Below are 15,871 nucleotides of genomic sequence, written 5' to 3' on the forward strand. Positions count from 1 at the left end.
GCGACACCCTAGACCAGGCCGACGCGCCGCGCGATGCGCAAAGGCGCACCGCCGCGCAAGGCACCCTGCCGCCGCGCCTCTCGGGTCCTGCCCCGAAGGCGAGCCCCGCGCAAGGTCTGCGGACGAATCTCGCGACCATGCTCACGTGCGGAATGATCAAGGCCGGTCGCGATCTCGTCGGGTGGACCCAGGCGGACCTCGCCGCGCGCGCCGGCGTCTCGGTGCCGACGATCCAGCGGCTCGAGGACCCGCTGCGCGGCCCCCTCAGGGCGTCGGGCGCGACCCTCGTCAAGCTCGTCGACGCCTTCGGGACGGCGGGGGTGCGGTTCGACCTCACCCCCGAGCGGCTGACCATCGTCTGGACCCGCGCGATCCGGTGAGGCTCCGGCGCGCGGGCGCTTGCCAAATCGCCGCGTTCGGCGCACATGGAACCCGCGATGAGCACCCATCCGACGAGCGACGCCGGGTTCGGCGTCTACGTGCACTGGCCGTTCTGCGCCTCGAAGTGCCCGTATTGCGACTTCAACAGCCACGTCCGCCGCGAGCCGCCGGACGAGGCGCGATTCGCCGCGGCCTTCGCCCGGGAGATCGCCCATGCGGCTGCGCTCGCGCCGGGGCGGCGGGTGACGAGCGTCTTCCTCGGCGGGGGCACGCCCTCCCTGATGCGCCCGCAGACCGTCGGCGCGATCCTCGATGCGATCGGCGGCGCCTGGAGCGTCGCGCCGGACGCCGAGATCACGCTCGAGGCCAACCCCACGAGCGTCGAGGCCGAGCGATTCGCCGGCTATCGCGCGGCCGGGGTGAACCGCGTCTCGCTCGGCGTGCAGGCGATGAACGACGCCGATCTCAAGGCGCTCGGGCGGATGCACAGCGCGCAGGAGGCGATGGCGGCGGTGGCGATCGCCGCGCGCCATTTCGAGCGCTATTCCTTCGATCTCATCTACGCCCGCCCCGGCCACACGCCGCAGGCCTGGGCGGCCGAGCTCGAGCAAGCGATCGCGCGCGCGGTCGAGCATCTGTCGCTCTACCAGCTCACGATCGAGCCCGGCACCTGGTTCGAGACGCTGCACCGCGCGGGCAAGCTCGTGATCCCCGACGCGGACACCGCCCGCGCGCTCTGGGACGTCACCCAGGAGACCTGCGACAAAGCGGGGATGCCGGCCTACGAGATCTCGAACCACGCCCGGCCCGGCGCGCAATCGCGGCACAATCTCGTCTATTGGCGCTACGGCGAATATGCCGGCATCGGGCCCGGCGCGCACGGGCGGATCGTCACGAACGAGGGCCGGGTCGCGCTCTCGACCGAGCGCCATCCCGAGACCTGGCTCGGCCTCGTCGAGCGCGACGGCAACGGCATCGTCGAGCGCGAGGTGCTCGGGGCGGAAGCGCAGGGCGACGAGTTCCTGCTGATGGGCCTGCGCCTCACGGAAGGCATCGATCCCGCCCGCTTCACCGCCCTGTCCGGCCGCGTCCTCGACCCGCGCCGGATTTCCGCGCTCGTCGCCGACGGCCTGATCCGGCAGCACCCGGACGGGCGCCTCGCCGTGACCGCCGAGGGCTTCCCCGTTCTCGACGCGGTGGTCGCCGACCTCGCGGCGTGAGGGAGAGGGAAGGGTGTCATCCCCGGCCGGAGCACGCAAAGCGTGCGCAGGGGAAGGGGACCCAGCGCGAGAAGATGCTTGCGAAGCAGGCTTCCGCTGGCGGCGACCAGCCGCCTCGTCGGCGGCACGAGAGCGTGCTTCGCACGCGTCGTTGTCTGCTGGGTCCCCTACCCCTCCGGTCGCGAGCGACCTCCGGCCGGGGATGACACGGGGGAGGCCATCTCCCCCTGAGACGACGCGCCGCGGCATCCTTTTGTCGTCCCCCCGCGTAACTCCGCGCACCGAGCGGAGTGAAGCGCGCGTGCAGAACCATCCCGAACCCCATCTCGTCGCCATCGGCACCGCCGTGCCGGAGCACGAGGTCCACGCCGCGTTCCTCGCCTTCGCGGAAGCCCGTCTGAGCGAACGGCGCGATCGGCTCGCGCTTCGGCGCATGGCGGCGCGCTCGGGCATCGGCGGCCGGCGCTCGGTGCTCGCGCCGGCGTCGAGCGAAGTGGCGAGCGTCGATGCGGATGGGCGCCTCTACCGCCACGGCGTCTTCGCCGGTACCCGGGCGCGCATGGACGTCTATGCGGAGGCGGCGCCCGCGCTCGCGGCCCGCGCGGTGGCCGATCTCGCCGCCCGCGCGGATCTCGACGGCATCACCCATCTGGTCACCGCCTCCTGCACGGGCTTCCTCGCGCCGGGCCTCGACCAGCGCCTCGCCGCGCTGATCGGTCTGCCCGGCTCGGTCGAGCGCGTGGCGCTCGGCTTCATGGGCTGCGCGGCGGCCGTGAACGGCCTTTCCGTCGCGCGCCACATCGCACGCTCCGACGAGCGGGCCCGGGTGCTCGTCGTCTGCACCGAATTGTGCACGCTCCATCTCCAGGACGAGGACGACCTCGAGAGCCTGCTCGCCGCGATGCTGTTCGGCGACGGCGCCGCCGCCGCCCTCGTCGCGAACGAGGAGAGGGGCCTCGCGCTCGAAGGATTCCGCGCGCTCACCATTCCCGACACGCCCGATCTCATCACCTGGACCGTTTCCGACACCGGCTTCCTGATGCGCCTGTCCGGCGACGTGCCCGGCGCCATCGCGACGGCGCTCGAGGCCGAGCGCGCCCGAAACGCACCCGACGGCGTGCTCGCCGGGGCGGCTCTGTCCGATTTCGATCTCTTCGCCGTGCATCCGGGCGGGCGCAGCGTGCTCGACGCGGTCGCCCGCGCCCTCGACCTCGGAGAGGACGCGCTCTGCGCGTCGCGGGCGGTGCTCGCGGCGCACGGAAACATGTCCTCGGCGACGATCCTGTTCGTGCTCGCGCGACTCATGGCCGAGCGCAGGGCCGGGGCGGCGCCGCGCCGCGGGCTCGGCATGGCCTTCGGGCCTGGCATGGTCGCCGAGACCTTCCGCTTCCGCGAGGCCGCCTGACATGGGCTTCGACGCCGCGCGCCGCTCGCGCGAGCCCGAATGGATGGATGCGCCCGACGTCGCCCCCGAGACGCTCGCCGCCTGCCTCGCCGATCTCGAGCGCGTGAATGCGCTGACGCTCGGGCGCCGGCCCGTGCTCTCCTTCGTCGCCCGCGCCGCGAAAGCGTCTTCCGCACGCCGCCTCGCGATCCTCGACATCGGCTCGGGGGGCGGGGGCACGCTGCGGGCGCTCGCGGCCTGGGGGAGGCGGGCGGGGGTGAGCCTCGATCTGATCGGCCTCGACCTCTCGCCCCACGCCGTCGCAGCCGCCCGCGCCGCGACCGACCCGGCGGACGCGATCGCCTATCGTGCGGGCGACGCGCTCGCCTTCGCGCCCGACGCGCCGATCGACCTCGTCGTCTCCTCGCTCACCGCCCATCACCTCGCCGACGAGGACGTGGTGCGGCTCCTGCGGCGGATGGAGGCGATCGCGCGGCTCGGATGGTGCGTCGCCGATCTCGAGCGCAGCCGGCTGGCCTATCACGGCTTCGCGCTTCTCGCGCGCGCGATGCGCTGGCACCCCTTCGTGCGCCACGACGGGCCGGTCTCGATCGCGCGCGGCTTCACCAGGGCCGATTGGCACGCGCTCCTCGCGCGCGCCGATCTCGCCGGGCAGGCGCGGGTCGTCCGCCGCCTGCCCGGGCGGCTCGTCGTCGAGCGCCTGAAGGCCGCCTCGTGAGCGGCGACGTTCTCGTGATCGGCGGAGGCCTCGCGGGGGCCGCGGCGGCGATCGGGCTTGCGGAGGCGGGGGCGCGGGTGACGCTTCTCGAGCGCGCGCACGGTCCCCACGACAAGGTCTGCGGCGCCTTCCTCTCGGGCGAGGCCGTCGCGCTCCTCCATCGGCTCGGCGTCGGCGACGCGCTCGCGGCGGCGCCGGCGATCGATCGTCTCGCGCTCGAAGCCGGCGGGCGGCGGGCGCGCGCCGATCTGCCCTTCACCGCCCGCGGCCTCTCGCGGCTCGTGCTCGACGAGGCGCTCCTCGCCCGCGCGGAGGCGCTCGGCGTCGCCCTTCGCCGCGGCGAGCGGGTCGAGGGGATCGAGGCGGAGAGGACGCGCCGGCTCGTGCGGCTCTCGGGCGGGCGGACGATCGCGGCGCCGCACGTGGTGCTCGCGACCGGCAAGCACGACCTGCGCGGCCATGCTCGCCCCCTCGCCGATGCCGATCCGATGGTCGGGATCAAGCAGGCCTTCGCGCCGAGCGCCGCGGGGCGCGAGGCGCTCGCGGGCACGATCGCGCTCGCGCTGTTCGCGGAGGGCTATGCCGGCCTGCAGATGGTGGAGGGCGGGCGGGCCAATCTCTGCCTCGCGGTGCGCGAGAGCCGGCTGCGCGCAGCGGGCGGCCCGGCGGGGATCGTCGCGGCCGCGATCCGCGAGAGCGCGCTCCTCGCCGAGGCGCTCGGCGACGCGGAGCCGGTCGACCGCCGCCCGCTCGCCGTCGCGCGCGTGCCCTACGGCTACGTGCGCCGCGCGGCCCTCGCCGAGGGCGTCTACGCGGTGGGCGATCAAGCCGGGGTGATCCCCTCCTTCTGCGGGGACGGGATGGCGATCGCGCTGCATTCCGGGCTCGGCGCCGCCCGCGCCGTCGCGACGGGGGAGCGCGCGAGCACGCACGCCGCCGGGCTCGCCGCCGAGATCGGCCCCCAGATCGGCCGCGCCCGCCTCATGGAGATCCTGGCGGCGGGTCCGCTCGCCCGCCACGCGCTCGTCGCGATCCTCGGCCGCGCTCCTGCGCTCACCCGCGCCGCCGCCCGTCTCACGCGCGTGCCGGAGCGGGTCTGGCGGGGCTGGCTGTCGCCGGATGCGATGCGCTAGCGGTCACTCGCGCCGGATGACACGGTCGACCAGGATGTCGGAGAGGACTCCCGGCTTGAAGTCGCGCTCGAGCGCGTCGGGATCGTAATGGTTCGCGACCCAATCCTCGAAGGCGATCCCCTTGGCCTCGCCCTCGTCGCGATAGCGCTCGAAGAACAGGTCGAGGATGCCGGTCTTGGCGAAGCGAAAATGCCCGTAGCGCAGGGAGAGCTGCGCGAGAGCCTCGCTCGCGCTGCCGCCCCTGTGCAGGATAACGTAGAGCGCGGCCATGAAGCCGGCGCGGTCGGCGCCGGATTTGCAATGGACGAGGGCGGGATAGGTCAGCCCAGCGAAGAAGTCGCGCGCCCGCAGGAGCATCTCCTTCTCCGGAGCGCCGCGCGAGCGCACGACGAACTCCGCGAGTTCGAGGCCGAGCGCGGCGCAGGCCTCCTTCTGCAATTGCCAGGAGCCGTGCTCGCGCCCGCCCCGCAGATAGACGACGGTGCGCAGGCCCTTCGCCTGCAAGGCGGCGAGCTGGTGGGGCGCCGGCTGGGCGGAGCGCCACAAGCGATCGTCGATCCGGTGCAGGTTGAGATAGGCGAGCCGGAAGACGCCGTGATCGATCAGGGTCATGTTCGCCCAGGCCCGCAGCCGCGCGAGCGGCCCGACGATGGGGCGGTCCCAGCGCTCGATGCGCGCGAGGCGGCGCGCGTTGCGGATCTCGGCGCTGCGAAAGCGGTTGATCAAGTGGCGGTCTCCGTTGCGAGACAGGCGCTTACCAAGCGCGCGCGCCGACCGCAAGCGCGGCCGCCGAATGCCGGCACCACGTCCCCGCGCTCGGGCGGGAGCCCGCGCGATCATCCCTTCGCACGGCTCGACAAGCGCGGGCGCGCTCTCCACTCTCGGGATGGACGTGTTTCGAAGGTGAGCCGATGAAGACCATACGCCCCCGCCGCAGCGCCCTCTACATGCCGGGCTCGAACGCCCGCGCGCTCGAGAAGGCGCGCAGCCTGCCCGCCGACGTCCTCCTCCTCGATCTCGAGGACGCCGTCGCCCCCGACGTGAAGGAGGAGGCGCGGGCGCGCGTGTTCGAGGCGGTGCGCGCCGGCGGCTTCGGCCATCGCGAGGTGGTGATCCGCATCAACGCGCTCGACACGCCCTGGGGCGAGGAGGATCTGAAGGCGGCTGCCGCCGCGCGCCCGGCGGCGATCCTGGTGCCGAAGGTCTCGGCGCCGGAGGATCTCGGTCGCGTCGGCGCCCGGCTCGACGCCCAGAGCGCGCCGCATACGCTCAAGGTCTGGGCGATGATCGAGACGCCGGCCGCGATCCTCGCCGCCGCCGCGATCGCGCAGGCGACCCGCGATCCGCTCACCCGCCTCGCCTGCTTCGTGATGGGCACGAACGACCTCGCCAAGGAGACCCGCGCGCGCCTCACCCCCGGCCGCGCCGGCATGCTGCCCTGGCTGATGACCGCGCTCGCCGCCGCCCGCGCGGAGGGCCTCGACATCCTGGACGGCGTCTACAACACGCTCGACGACGAGGACGGCTTCGCCGCCGAATGCGCGCAGGGCGCCGAGCTCGGCTTCGACGGCAAGACGCTGATCCACCCCAAGCAGGTGGAGACCGCCAATCGCGTCTTCGCCCCCGACGCGGAGGAGGTCGCCCGCGCGCGGGCCGTCATCGCGGCCTTCGATCGGCCCGAGAACGCGACCAAGGGCGCGATCAGCCTCGACGGCCGCATGGTCGAGCGCCTCCACGCCGACATGGCCCGCCGCACCGTCGCCCTCGCGGATGCCATCGCCGCGCAGGGAGCCTGAGGCCGGCGCCTTTCCGTTCCTTCCCCTCGGCATCGCTCTGCCATAATGTCGTGGGGCGAGCCGAGGAGGAGACGGATGCCGCATGCGATCGACGGGATGAGCGCCGATCAGGTGGTCGAGCGGCTCGGGCTGGCGCCCCACCCCGAGGGCGGGTTCTACCGGGAGACCTTCCGCGATTCCCGCCTGCTCGCCGACGGTCGGGCCGCCTCGACCGCGATCTACTACCTGCTCGGCCTCGGCGACGTGTCGGAATGGCACCGGGTCGACGCGGCGGAGGTGTGGCACTTCTATGCCGGCGCGCCCCTCGTCCTGACGGTCTCGCCGAACGGCCACGACGCGGAGGCGCGGCATCTGGGGCCCGATCTGATACGCGGCCAGAGCCCGCAGATCGTGGTGCCCGCCGGCTGGTGGCAGACCGCGACGTCGCTCGGCGCCTGGACGCTGGTGGGCTGCACGGTCGCGCCGGGCTTCGACTTCGCCGGTTTCGAGATGGCCCCGCCCGGCTGGCGCCCGACGCCGCGGACCTGAGGCTATTCCGCCGCGCCCGCCCGCACCGCCTCCTCGGCCACCGCCTCGCTGCAGGGAAAGCGCAGGACGACGCGGGTTCCGGCGTGGCTCGTGTCGAACTCGAGGCCCGAATGCAGCGAGGCCGCCATGGTGCGGATGATGCGCGTGCCGAGCCCGCTGCCGGTCGCCGAGGCGTCCCCGCGCCAGCCGGTGCCGTCGTCCTCGACGACGAGGCGGGCATTGCCGTTCTCGCGCGCGAGCGTGATGCGCACCGGACCGCCGATCCCGGTCGGATAGGCGTATTTCACCGCGTTCGTCACCAGTTCGGCGACGATCACCCCGAGCGAGACCGCCTTGTCCGTCGGCATCGGCAGGGGATCGGCGGTCACCGCGATCTCGTGGGTGGCGCCGGCGGCGCGCATGGCGGCGTCGAGCTCCTCGACGAGGCCGCGCAGATAGGCGTCCATCGCCACCTCGCGGATGTCGGGGGAGGTGTAGAGCCGCCGGTGGACCTGCGCGATCGCGGCGATGCGGGCCTGCGTCTCGACGAGGGCGGCGCGGGCGCCGTTGTCCTCGACGATGCTCTTCTGCATCGAGACGAGGGAGGAGACGAGCTGCAGGGAATTCGCCACGCGGTGGTTCACTTCGCGCAGGAGCATCTCGGCGCGGTCGCGCGCCTCGCGGACCTCGCGCTCGGCCGCTTCCTTGGCGCGCCGAACGCTCTCGGCATCGAGCGCCTGACGGATCGCGGCGACGAGGAGATCGAAGAAGGCGCCGCCGACGTCCTTGACGATGTAGTCCGCCGCCCCCGCCTTGAGCGCGGCCACCGCGATGCGGCCTTCGTCGGCGCCGGTGACGTAGATCACCGGCGGAGGATCGTCGGTGCGGCGGATCTCGTCCAGCACCTGGAGCCCCTCCTTGCCTGGCATGAAATGGTCGAGCGCGACGATGTCGAAGCGCCGCTCGCGCAACCGCGCGACGCCCGCATCGCCGTCGAGCGCGACGGACACATCGAGACCCTTGCGCGCGAGCGTGCGCTCGACGAGGCGTCCGAAGGCGGCGTCGTCGTCGATGTAGAGGAGGCTCACGCCTTGGAGCGGCTCGATCACTTTCGTCAGGCCTCGGGCACCTGCATGACGGAGAGGAACAGGCCGAGCTGTCGAATGGCCTGCGCGAAGGTATCGTATTCGACCGGCTTCGTGATGTACACATTACAGCCGAGATCGTAGCAACGCTGCACCTCGCGCTGGTCGTCCGTCGTCGTCAGGACGATCACCGGCGCGCGCCTGAGCTTGTCGTCGGCCTTCAGCTTGGCGAGGATGTCGATGCCCGACATGTCCGGCAGGTTCAGGTCGAGCAGCACGAGCAGCGGCCCGTTCGAGCGGACGCTCTCGTCGAACAGGTGGCCGAGCGCGGCCGTCCCGTTCTGGAAATGGCGGATCTCGTTCGAGACGCCCGCGCGGCGGACGTTCTTCTCGATCAGACGAGCGTGGCCGTCGTCGTCCTCGACCATGATGATGGTGACGGGCTGGGCGTTCATGCGGCCTCCTCTGTCTCGCCGGCCACGCTCGCGTCGGCGGAGGTCTCGGACGTGAACGTCCGCGGTAGGGTGACGGTGAAGGTGGAGCCCTCGCCGGGGGTCGATGCGACCTCGATCGAGCCGCCGAGGCGGCGCACGAGCGCGCGCACATGGGCGAGCCCGATCCCCTCGCCCGGCGTGTCCTGGCGCCCGGCGCGGCGGAACAGGTCGAAGATGCGCTCGAAATCCTTCGGATCGATGCCGCGGCCGTTGTCGGCGATCGAGACGCGCACCAGCGGCCCGACATCCTCCGCCGCGACGCGGATGCGCCCCGGACGGTCGGGGCTCAGATACTTGACCGCGTTCTCGATCAGGTTGCCGAAAACCTGCTCGAGGGCGAGGCGATCGGACACGATCGTCGGCAGCTCCTCGCTCGAAATCTCGGCGCTCTTCTCGTCGAGCTGATGGGCGAGGCTCTCCGACAAGGCCGAGACGATCGCGGCGAGGTCGACGGGCTCGGGAGCGAGCACGCGGCGCCCCTCGCGGGAGAGCTTGAGGATGGCGTTGATCAGCCGGTCCATCTTCTGGGTCGAGGCGCGGATGAAGCCGAGCGCCTCGGGCAGGTCCGTCTCGATCGCGTCGCGCGCACCGGGATCGACGAGCTGCGGCGCCTCGCGCGAGACACGCTCGAGAAAGCCCTCGATGTCCCCGCGCACCGCGTCGAGCTCGCTCGTGAAGCCCATCACGTTGACGAGGGGCGCGCGCAGATCGTGGCTGACGATGTAGGCGAAGCGCTGGATCTCCTCGTTGGCGGCGGACAATTCGGCGGTGCGCGCCTCCACCGCCCGCTCGAGGTTCATGTTGAGCGCGGACAGGCGGGCGCGGGCGCGCTCGAGCTGCACGGTGCGCCGCTCGACGCGGTGCTCCAGCGTCTGGGCGAGGGTCTCGACCTCGTCGCGCGAGCGCTCGGCGTCCGCGACCGCGCGGGCCTGGCCGACGCTCGCGGCCGTGAGCAGCGCGGTGACGGCGAGGCCGACGATGGCGATGAAGGGCGTGAACACGCGGGGCGAGGCCGCCTCGAAGGCGGGGGTCGTCTCGAGAAGCACGGTCCAGGGCCGCTGGGCGACGGTGATCCGCTCCTCCGCCCGCAACGAGAGGCGCCCCCCGTCCTGCGTCTGCCCGGTCCGGAACAGGAGGGTCTCCTCGTCGATGACGGGGCCTCCGAACACCGCGAAGTCGAGCTCGGCATGGGGCTGGTTGCGCATCAGCGCCTGGAAGAGATCGCGCGCGCGAAAGGGGCTGTAGACGAAGCCGAGGAGGCGGCGTCGGCGCTCCTCGATCGTCGCCGGCACGCCGCCCTCGTAGACGGGGGCGTAGATCAGGATGCCCGGCTGGACGTCGCTGTCGATCTCCTGGACGAGGCGCACGACGCCCGAGGCCGTCGAGAGGCTGGTGTCGCGCGCGCGCATCATCGCCTCGCGCCGGGTCCGCTCGGAGGCCATGTCGAAGCCGATCGCCGCGAGATTGCGCTCGTCCTCCGGCTCCAGATAGACGATCGCGGTGCGCGGCACCGGCTCGACCCCCTCGACGGGGTCGGCCTCGTCGAGAGGCGGCCAGACGGCGAAGCCCGGACGGCCTTGCGCCGCGAGGCGCGCGGCGAACGCCGCCTCGCCCTCCGGCGGGACCACGGCCGCGAAGCCGAGCCCCTGGACGCCGGGATAATGCAGGTCGACGCGCATCCGCTCGAAGAAGGCGCGGAAATCCTCGCGCGTCACGCCTCCGCGCGCGGCCGCGAAGAAGGCGGCGCCGCTGCGCAGGAGGCCGGTATAGAGGTTCATCCGTTCGTCGATGGCGACCACGCGCTGCGCGACGAGAGCCTGGAAGCGCTGCTGGTCGCGCTCCTGGGCGATCCGATCGTATTGGAGCGCGACGATCGCAGTCGATGCGAGGCCGATCGCGAACACGACGAGCGGCATCAGCAGCCTGCGCCCCGAAAAGCGCGAGCGCCATGCCTGCGGCAAAACCTTCGTCTGAGTGTCGCCCGCGGTCTGCGCCGACGAATCCCTGGCCATCAACTCGTTCTCTTCCCCGCCGCCGAGGCGCCGTCTCTTGTGAGGCTTGTCGCTCGCGTGCCCTTGCCGCGCATTTCGGCAGGAGGCAACGCGCGAGACGCCCGCCGGTTCCCGGCAGGTGAGCAAAAACCGCGATCTGTCGCGCCGCCCTTTGCAAGGCTTGCCGGAGTGCGTACCTTCCGCTCGATCCTTCACGCGCCAGCATGCCGTCCCGATGTGGCGGGCGTGCGGCACGCGAAGCGCCCCGGCGACGGGGCGATCGTTTCAGCTCGCGTATTGGTGGGGCGCACGTGCCGACATTGTTTCGTCTTCTCGTCATCGCCCTCGTTCTCGGAGGCCTCGTCTACGGCGCCATGTGGGCGCTCGCAGTTTTCGTCGAGCCCACGCCGCGGGAGATCACGACGACCGTGCCGCCCACGCGGCTCATGCCGCGCTGACGGACGCGGCCCGTGTCCTCCGTCTCGCCCGCGCGGCTCGTCGGCCTCTTCCTCGACATGCTCGCCGCCGAGCGCGGCGCGGCCGCGAACACGCTCGACGCCTATGCGCGCGATCTCGACGACTATCGCGCGCATCTCGCGCAGGCCGGCCTCGGCCCGCTCGAGGCGCGCGCCGAGCACGTCGCGGGCTTCCTCGCGAGCCTCGCCGAGCGCGGCCTGTCGCCGGCGACGAGCGCCCGGCGGCTCTCGGCGGTGCGTCAGTTCCACAAGTTCCTGCTTCTCGAAGGACATGCCGCGGGCGATCCGACCGCCGCGATCGAGGGGCCGCGCGGCCGGCGCCCGCTGCCGAAGACGCTGCGCGTCGCGGATGTCGACCGCCTCCTCTCCGCAATCGCCGAGGCGGCGTCGGTCCCCGACCTTCCCCCGCGCGAGCGGCTGCGGCGCCTGCGCCTCGTCGCCCTCGTCGAGCTCCTCTACGCGACGGGCCTGCGCGTCTCCGAGCTCGTCGCCCTGCCGCGCTCGGCCGCGCGGGCGCAGACGCGGGCGATCGTGGTGCGCGGCAAGGGCGGCAAGGAGCGGCTCGTCCCCATTACCGAGCCGGCCAAGGACGCGTCGGGCGCCTGGCTCGCGGCGCTCGAGGCGTCCGGCTATGCCGGGCCCCACCTCTTCCCCGCCGATTCCGAGAGCGGGCATCTCACCCGCCAGGCCTTCGCCCGCGAGCTGAAGATCGCCGCGGAGGCCGCCGGCATCCCCGCCCGCCTCGTCTCCCCCCACGTCCTGCGCCACGCCTTCGCGAGCCATCTCCTCCAGAACGGCGCCGACCTGCGCGCCATCCAGGAGCTTCTCGGCCATTCCGACATCTCGACGACGCAGATCTACACCCACGTCCTCGACGAGCGCGCCGCCGCGATGGTGCGGGATCTGCACCCGCTCGGGCAGAAGGGGTGAGAGGGGCTCAGCGTTTGCCGTTCTCGCGGATGAGGAGCATGAGGACGTCGACGTCCGTGTAGGGGCAATCGCTCTCGTCGGCCTCGCGGCGCGCCCGCATGGCTCGGGCACGGGCGACCGCGTCGTCGAAGAGAGGGCCGAGCCGTTCGCAATCGAAGCTCTTCGGCTTGCCGCGGTCGTATCCCGGAAAGTGCTCTCGCAGCAGCCCGATGACCTCGTGACGGCCGACCGGCGCATCGTGATCGCGCAAGTGCAGCAAAGCCCACAATTCGAAGCAGGGGTTCGAGAAGGCGACCATCACGCCGACGCGCTCGGCCTCGGCGCGCGCTTCCGCGACGTTCGGATGCTCGTCGCGATCGAACACGACCCAGACCTGATCGTTGCGCGCGAGCGAATCCTTCTTTCTTCGGCGCGGGAGCGCGTCCGCGGCCTTCTCCACGAGCGTCCTCGGCACCCCCGCTGCGGCCACGATCTCGATTTCGACGAGGTTGTTGCCGTGCAGGCGCCGGAAATGGTCGATGTAGTCCGGCTCCGTGCGCATTCCCTCGCAGAAGATCGTCAGCTTGAGCTTGGGCTCGCGCTTCGGCCCGCGTCGCGCGAGCGGGCGCTCGGGTCGACCGCCTCTGCCCTTAGGCATCGCCGCGCCTCGTGCCGCCGAACAGCTCCTCGACCGAGCCGAGGAACGGGATCGCGCCGAACCGCCCCTGGAGGTAGCCCCGCTCGAGATTGTCCTCCGCCCGCGTGCGGATGTCGGTCAGAGGATAGATCGACGTCGCGCCCTCGCGGTTCTTCTCGGCGAACCAGATCTGGTCGCGCCGGATCGCGGGCGAGCAGAGGAGATGCGTGTCGTGCGTCGTCGCGAGCAGCTGCGCGCCCTTCGGATTGAGCTTCGGGTTGCCGAACAGCTCGATGAGACGCGAGGCGAGAAGGGTATGGAGGCTGGCGTCGAGCTCGTCGATGACAAGAGTGCTTCCCCTTCTCAAAGCGCGCAGAACGAAGTGAACTAACTTCATCATCCGAAGCGTACCACGACTTTCGGCCGACAGAGAGAAGAAAACCTCCTTTTGTCCCACGCTAGCGTGTCCAAGTCTTAGTTCTGTCTTAGGATCGTCGAGCGCAAACCTTTTATCAGATCCAAAATGCTTCTGAAGCAACTTCTCAAGATCCTGCGCGAACTCACTACTTTCTGCTTCGATTTGAATCTGATCCTTCTTCAGAGAAACAATGCCTGTATCTGCATACGTGAAAAACTCGAGGATCGAATAGTCAATATTTTCTGCATTCTCCTGCAGCTCGCCGACGTGCACGTTTGCCGAAAGACAGGTCACGACCGATTGAAAAAAACGATAAATTTGCGTAAGACTGCTATGCCCGTGCTGGGCCGCCGCGGACAAGAAAAGACTGCTATCGCGAGTCAAAGCCGCAATTGCTTTATTCTCTCCCTTCAGGGCTCGGCCAAAACGTAGACCGCCCGCAGATCTTTCGAACCACATCTGGCGGTGACCCGTTGGATATGCATAAAGCCACTCACTCAGAAAAGATTGATCCGTGAATGTAAAGCCGTATTCGTAGCGAGTCCCATCGATAAGAAAATCGACGTCGAATTCCGTCGAATTTGAAGGAGACACGTCGTCGAGACGGAATGGATCACGTGGAACGCCGGCCGTTGGGGCGCGCTTGTGGAAAGAGTCGAGAACGTGGTCACGCATCGCGTCGAGCGCACCCAACAGATTCGACTTCCCCGATGCGTTCGCCCCGTAGACCAGAGCCGCCGGCAGCACCTGCTCCTTGAGCCCCGCGACCTCGATCGGTTGCGTCGTCCCGCCCTTGAGCTTCGAGGCGATGAACGAGATTTCCTGGCGCTCGCGGATCGAGCGGTGGTTGGCGACGCCGAAGCGCAGCAGCATGGGCGTGTTCCTCGGAGGCGACGATGCCGTTTGAGGCCAATCTATGCGGAAAATCCGCAAAGAAAAGGCTAAAACGGCATCGCTGCTGCCAATCGGCTCACCGCGGCTCGTCCAGCAACCCCTTCACGATCGCGTAGCAGGCGCCGAGCAGCACCAGCGTGAAGGGCAGGCCCGTCGAGACGGCCATGGCCTGGAGCGCGGCGAGGCCGCCGCCGAGGAGGAGGGCGATGGCGACCGCGCCTTCGAGGCTCGCCCAGAAGATGCGTTGCGGCACCGGGGCGTTGACCTTGCCGCCCGCCGCGATCGTGTCGATGACGAGCGAGCCGGAATCGCTCGAGGTGACGAAGAACACGATCACGAGCACGATGCCGATGACGGAGGTGATCGCCGAGAGCGGCAATTGCGCCAGCATCGCAAAGAGCTGGAGCTCGAGCGCCGCATCGCCGACCTCGCCGATGCCGGCGAGCGCCTGGCTGATGGCGGTGCCGCCGAGCGCCGTCATCCAGATCACCGAGACGAGCGAGGGGATGAGCAGCACGCAGACCATGAACTCGCGCACCGTCCGCCCCCGGCTCACCCGCGCGATGAACGTGCCGACGAAGGGCGACCAGGAAATCCACCAGGCCCAATAGAACGCGGTCCAGCCGCCGACGAAATTGCGGTCCTCGCGGCCGAACGGCATCGAGAGCGCCGGCAGATGGGTGAGGTAGGCCGCGAGGTTGCGCCACACGCCGTCGAGGATCGCGAAAGTCGGCCCGGCGAGGATCACGAAGAAGAGGAGCGCGGCCGCGAGCGCGAGATTGAGCTCCGAGAGCCGCTTCACGCCGCGATCGAGCCCCGCCACGATCGAGACGATCGCGATCCCCGTGATGAACACGATCAGGAGAACGAGGAACGCGTCGGCGGTGCCCAGACCGACGAGCGCGTCGATGCCGGCCGCCGCCTGCTCGGCGCCGATGCCGAGCGAGGTCGCGAGCCCGAACACGGTGGCGAAGACGGCGAGGATGTCGATCACGTGGCCCGGCCAGCCCCAGATCCGCTCGCCGAAGATCGGGTAGAAGGCCGAGCGCAGGGTCAGCGGCAGGCCCTTGTTGTAGGAGAACAGCGCCAGCGCGAGCGCGACCACGGCGTAGATCGCCCACGGGTGGAGCGCCCAGTGGAAGATCGTCGCCGCCATGCCGAGCCGGCGCGCGGCCTCGACGTCTCCCGCGGCGCCCCCGAGCGGCGCCCAATCCGTGCGTGCGCCGTCCTCGCCGATCTCGACGCCCCCGAGCGCCGCCTCGAAATGCCCGAGCGGCTCGGCCACGCCGTAGAACATCAGCCCGATGCCCATGCCGGCGGCGAACAGCATCGCGAACCAGCCGAGATAGCCGTAATCGGGCGTCGCGTCGGGCCCGCCGAGCCGCACGCGGCCGAGCGGGGTGACGATCAGGACGAGGCAGAGGATCACGAAGACGTTGCCGGCGGCGAGGAAGAACCAATCGAGCCGCGCGGTCAGGGCGTCGCGCAGGGCGACGAAGAGCGGCGCCACCTCGTTCTGGAGCGCGAGGGTGAGGAGCGTGAACAAGGCGACCGCGATCGCGGAGACGGTGAACACCACGTGGTGGATGTCGAACTCGATCGTCAGGCTGCGCGCGATGTTGTCCTGGCCGATCTCGTAGGGCGTCTCGATGACCTGCGTCTCGCCCTCGGGCGGCGGTATAGGCTCGCCGACGTCTGTGGCGCCGCCGAATTCCGCGCTGCGGACGTCGATCACGTCCGGCTGGTGCGGACGCTCCCGGTCTTCCGTGTCCATGTCTCCCCCGTGCGAGAAGCCGCAGGCACGCGC

16 protein-coding genes are annotated in these 15,871 nt (G+C 70.9%); 9 read left to right on the forward strand and 7 right to left on the reverse strand.

What is annotated here, in order from left to right; genetic code table 11:
* The first annotated feature begins 137 nt into the window (after positions 1-137).
* The 5 genes from ACK4UM_RS13060 to ACK4UM_RS13080 all read left to right on the forward strand — a co-directional run bounded on the left by ACK4UM_RS13060 (position 138) and on the right by ACK4UM_RS13080 (position 4,857).
* Positions 138-380, forward strand: a complete 243-nt coding sequence (locus tag ACK4UM_RS13060) for a helix-turn-helix domain-containing protein (protein ID WP_409799663.1) — start codon at positions 138-140, stop codon at positions 378-380.
* 57 nt (positions 381-437) lie between these two features.
* Positions 438-1,601: a radical SAM family heme chaperone HemW gene (gene hemW, locus ACK4UM_RS13065; protein ID WP_409799666.1), complete on the forward strand. Its 1,164-nt coding sequence runs from the start codon at positions 438-440 to the stop codon at positions 1,599-1,601.
* Between the two features lie 301 nt (positions 1,602-1,902).
* Complete coding sequence (locus ACK4UM_RS13070) at positions 1,903-3,006, forward strand: type III polyketide synthase (RefSeq protein ID WP_409799669.1); 1,104 nt, start codon at positions 1,903-1,905, stop codon at positions 3,004-3,006.
* A 1-nt stretch (position 3,007) separates the two neighbouring features.
* A complete protein-coding gene (locus ACK4UM_RS13075) occupies positions 3,008-3,724 on the forward strand; it encodes a methyltransferase domain-containing protein (protein ID WP_409799672.1) in 717 nt (238 codons plus the stop codon).
* Entirely contained in the window at positions 3,721-4,857 is a 1,137-nt protein-coding gene (locus tag ACK4UM_RS13080) for an NAD(P)/FAD-dependent oxidoreductase (RefSeq protein WP_409799675.1), read from the forward strand. Before ACK4UM_RS13075 ends, ACK4UM_RS13080 begins: the two co-directional genes overlap by 4 nt.
* A gap of 3 nt (positions 4,858-4,860) precedes the next feature.
* Here ACK4UM_RS13080 and ACK4UM_RS13085 read toward each other — a convergent pair whose 3' ends face one another.
* Complete coding sequence (locus ACK4UM_RS13085) at positions 4,861-5,583, reverse strand: fused DSP-PTPase phosphatase/NAD kinase-like protein (protein WP_409799678.1); 723 nt, start codon at positions 5,581-5,583, stop codon at positions 4,861-4,863.
* 185 nt (positions 5,584-5,768) lie between these two features.
* Here ACK4UM_RS13085 and ACK4UM_RS13090 point away from each other — a divergent pair, with 185 nt between their 5' ends.
* Positions 5,769-6,653 (forward strand): HpcH/HpaI aldolase/citrate lyase family protein, encoded by an 885-nt coding sequence (locus ACK4UM_RS13090; RefSeq protein ID WP_409799681.1) that lies wholly within the window; start codon positions 5,769-5,771, stop codon positions 6,651-6,653.
* A 75-nt stretch (positions 6,654-6,728) separates the two neighbouring features.
* Positions 6,729-7,181 carry a cupin domain-containing protein gene (locus ACK4UM_RS13095; RefSeq protein ID WP_409799684.1) on the forward strand — a complete coding sequence of 151 codons (453 nt, stop codon included), beginning with the start codon at positions 6,729-6,731 and terminating at the stop codon, positions 7,179-7,181.
* Between the two features lie 2 nt (positions 7,182-7,183).
* Here ACK4UM_RS13095 and ACK4UM_RS13100 read toward each other — a convergent pair whose 3' ends face one another.
* From ACK4UM_RS13100 to ACK4UM_RS13110, 3 genes are read right to left on the reverse strand one after another with little or no spacing between them, the layout of a single operon-like run.
* The gene (locus tag ACK4UM_RS13100; RefSeq protein ID WP_409799687.1) at positions 7,184-8,269 is read right to left on the reverse strand and encodes a sensor histidine kinase; all 1,086 of its coding nucleotides are present in this window, start codon (positions 8,267-8,269) and stop codon (positions 7,184-7,186) included.
* A 5-nt stretch (positions 8,270-8,274) separates the two neighbouring features.
* Positions 8,275-8,700 carry a response regulator gene (locus tag ACK4UM_RS13105; protein WP_409799690.1) on the reverse strand — a complete coding sequence of 142 codons (426 nt, stop codon included), beginning with the start codon at positions 8,698-8,700 and terminating at the stop codon, positions 8,275-8,277.
* On the reverse strand, positions 8,697-10,751 hold the full coding sequence (locus ACK4UM_RS13110; protein WP_409799692.1) for a sensor histidine kinase: 2,055 nt from the start codon (positions 10,749-10,751) through the stop codon (positions 8,697-8,699). The genes ACK4UM_RS13105 and ACK4UM_RS13110 overlap by 4 nt, the downstream gene beginning before the upstream one ends.
* A 290-nt stretch (positions 10,752-11,041) precedes the next feature.
* On the opposite strand from ACK4UM_RS13110, the gene ACK4UM_RS13115 reads away from it, so the two are divergent.
* Both ACK4UM_RS13115 and ACK4UM_RS13120 read left to right on the forward strand, forming a co-directional pair.
* Complete coding sequence (locus ACK4UM_RS13115) at positions 11,042-11,188, forward strand: histidine kinase (protein ID WP_409799695.1); 147 nt, start codon at positions 11,042-11,044, stop codon at positions 11,186-11,188.
* Between the two features lie 12 nt (positions 11,189-11,200).
* Positions 11,201-12,136: a tyrosine recombinase gene (locus ACK4UM_RS13120; protein ID WP_409799698.1), complete on the forward strand. Its 936-nt coding sequence runs from the start codon at positions 11,201-11,203 to the stop codon at positions 12,134-12,136.
* Positions 12,137-12,143: 7 nt separating this feature from the next.
* Here ACK4UM_RS13120 and ACK4UM_RS13125 read toward each other — a convergent pair whose 3' ends face one another.
* The 3 genes from ACK4UM_RS13125 to ACK4UM_RS13135 all read right to left on the reverse strand — a co-directional run bounded on the left by ACK4UM_RS13125 (position 12,144) and on the right by ACK4UM_RS13135 (position 15,838).
* A complete protein-coding gene (locus tag ACK4UM_RS13125) occupies positions 12,144-12,773 on the reverse strand; it encodes an RloB family protein (protein ID WP_409799701.1) in 630 nt (209 codons plus the stop codon).
* Entirely contained in the window at positions 12,766-14,043 is a 1,278-nt protein-coding gene (locus tag ACK4UM_RS13130; protein ID WP_409799704.1) for an AAA family ATPase, read from the reverse strand. The genes ACK4UM_RS13125 and ACK4UM_RS13130 overlap by 8 nt, the downstream gene beginning before the upstream one ends.
* Positions 14,044-14,140: 97 nt before the next feature.
* Entirely contained in the window at positions 14,141-15,838 is a 1,698-nt protein-coding gene (locus tag ACK4UM_RS13135) for a BCCT family transporter (RefSeq protein WP_409799706.1), read from the reverse strand.
* Positions 15,839-15,871 lie beyond the last annotated feature (33 nt).

Origin of the sequence: Salinarimonas sp. (genome assembly GCF_046292825.1) — a bacterium.
GTDB lineage: Bacteria > Pseudomonadota > Alphaproteobacteria > Rhizobiales > Beijerinckiaceae > Salinarimonas.

Coding starts and splice junctions, on each gene's coding strand:
- ACK4UM_RS13060 (WP_409799663.1), top strand. CDS start 138: ATGCTCACGTGCGGAATGATCAAGGCCGGTCGCGATCTCGTCGGGTGG.
- hemW (WP_409799666.1), top strand. CDS start 438: ATGAGCACCCATCCGACGAGCGACGCCGGGTTCGGCGTCTACGTGCAC.
- ACK4UM_RS13075 (WP_409799672.1), top strand. CDS start 3,008: ATGGGCTTCGACGCCGCGCGCCGCTCGCGCGAGCCCGAATGGATGGAT.
- ACK4UM_RS13090 (WP_409799681.1), top strand. CDS start 5,769: ATGAAGACCATACGCCCCCGCCGCAGCGCCCTCTACATGCCGGGCTCG.
- ACK4UM_RS13095 (WP_409799684.1), top strand. CDS start 6,729: ATGCCGCATGCGATCGACGGGATGAGCGCCGATCAGGTGGTCGAGCGG.
- ACK4UM_RS13105 (WP_409799690.1), bottom strand. CDS start 8,700: ATGAACGCCCAGCCCGTCACCATCATCATGGTCGAGGACGACGACGGC.
- ACK4UM_RS13110 (WP_409799692.1), bottom strand. CDS start 10,751: ATGGCCAGGGATTCGTCGGCGCAGACCGCGGGCGACACTCAGACGAAG.
- ACK4UM_RS13125 (WP_409799701.1), bottom strand. CDS start 12,773: ATGCCTAAGGGCAGAGGCGGTCGACCCGAGCGCCCGCTCGCGCGACGC.
- ACK4UM_RS13130 (WP_409799704.1), bottom strand. CDS start 14,043: ATGCTGCTGCGCTTCGGCGTCGCCAACCACCGCTCGATCCGCGAGCGC.
- ACK4UM_RS13135 (WP_409799706.1), bottom strand. CDS start 15,838: ATGGACACGGAAGACCGGGAGCGTCCGCACCAGCCGGACGTGATCGAC.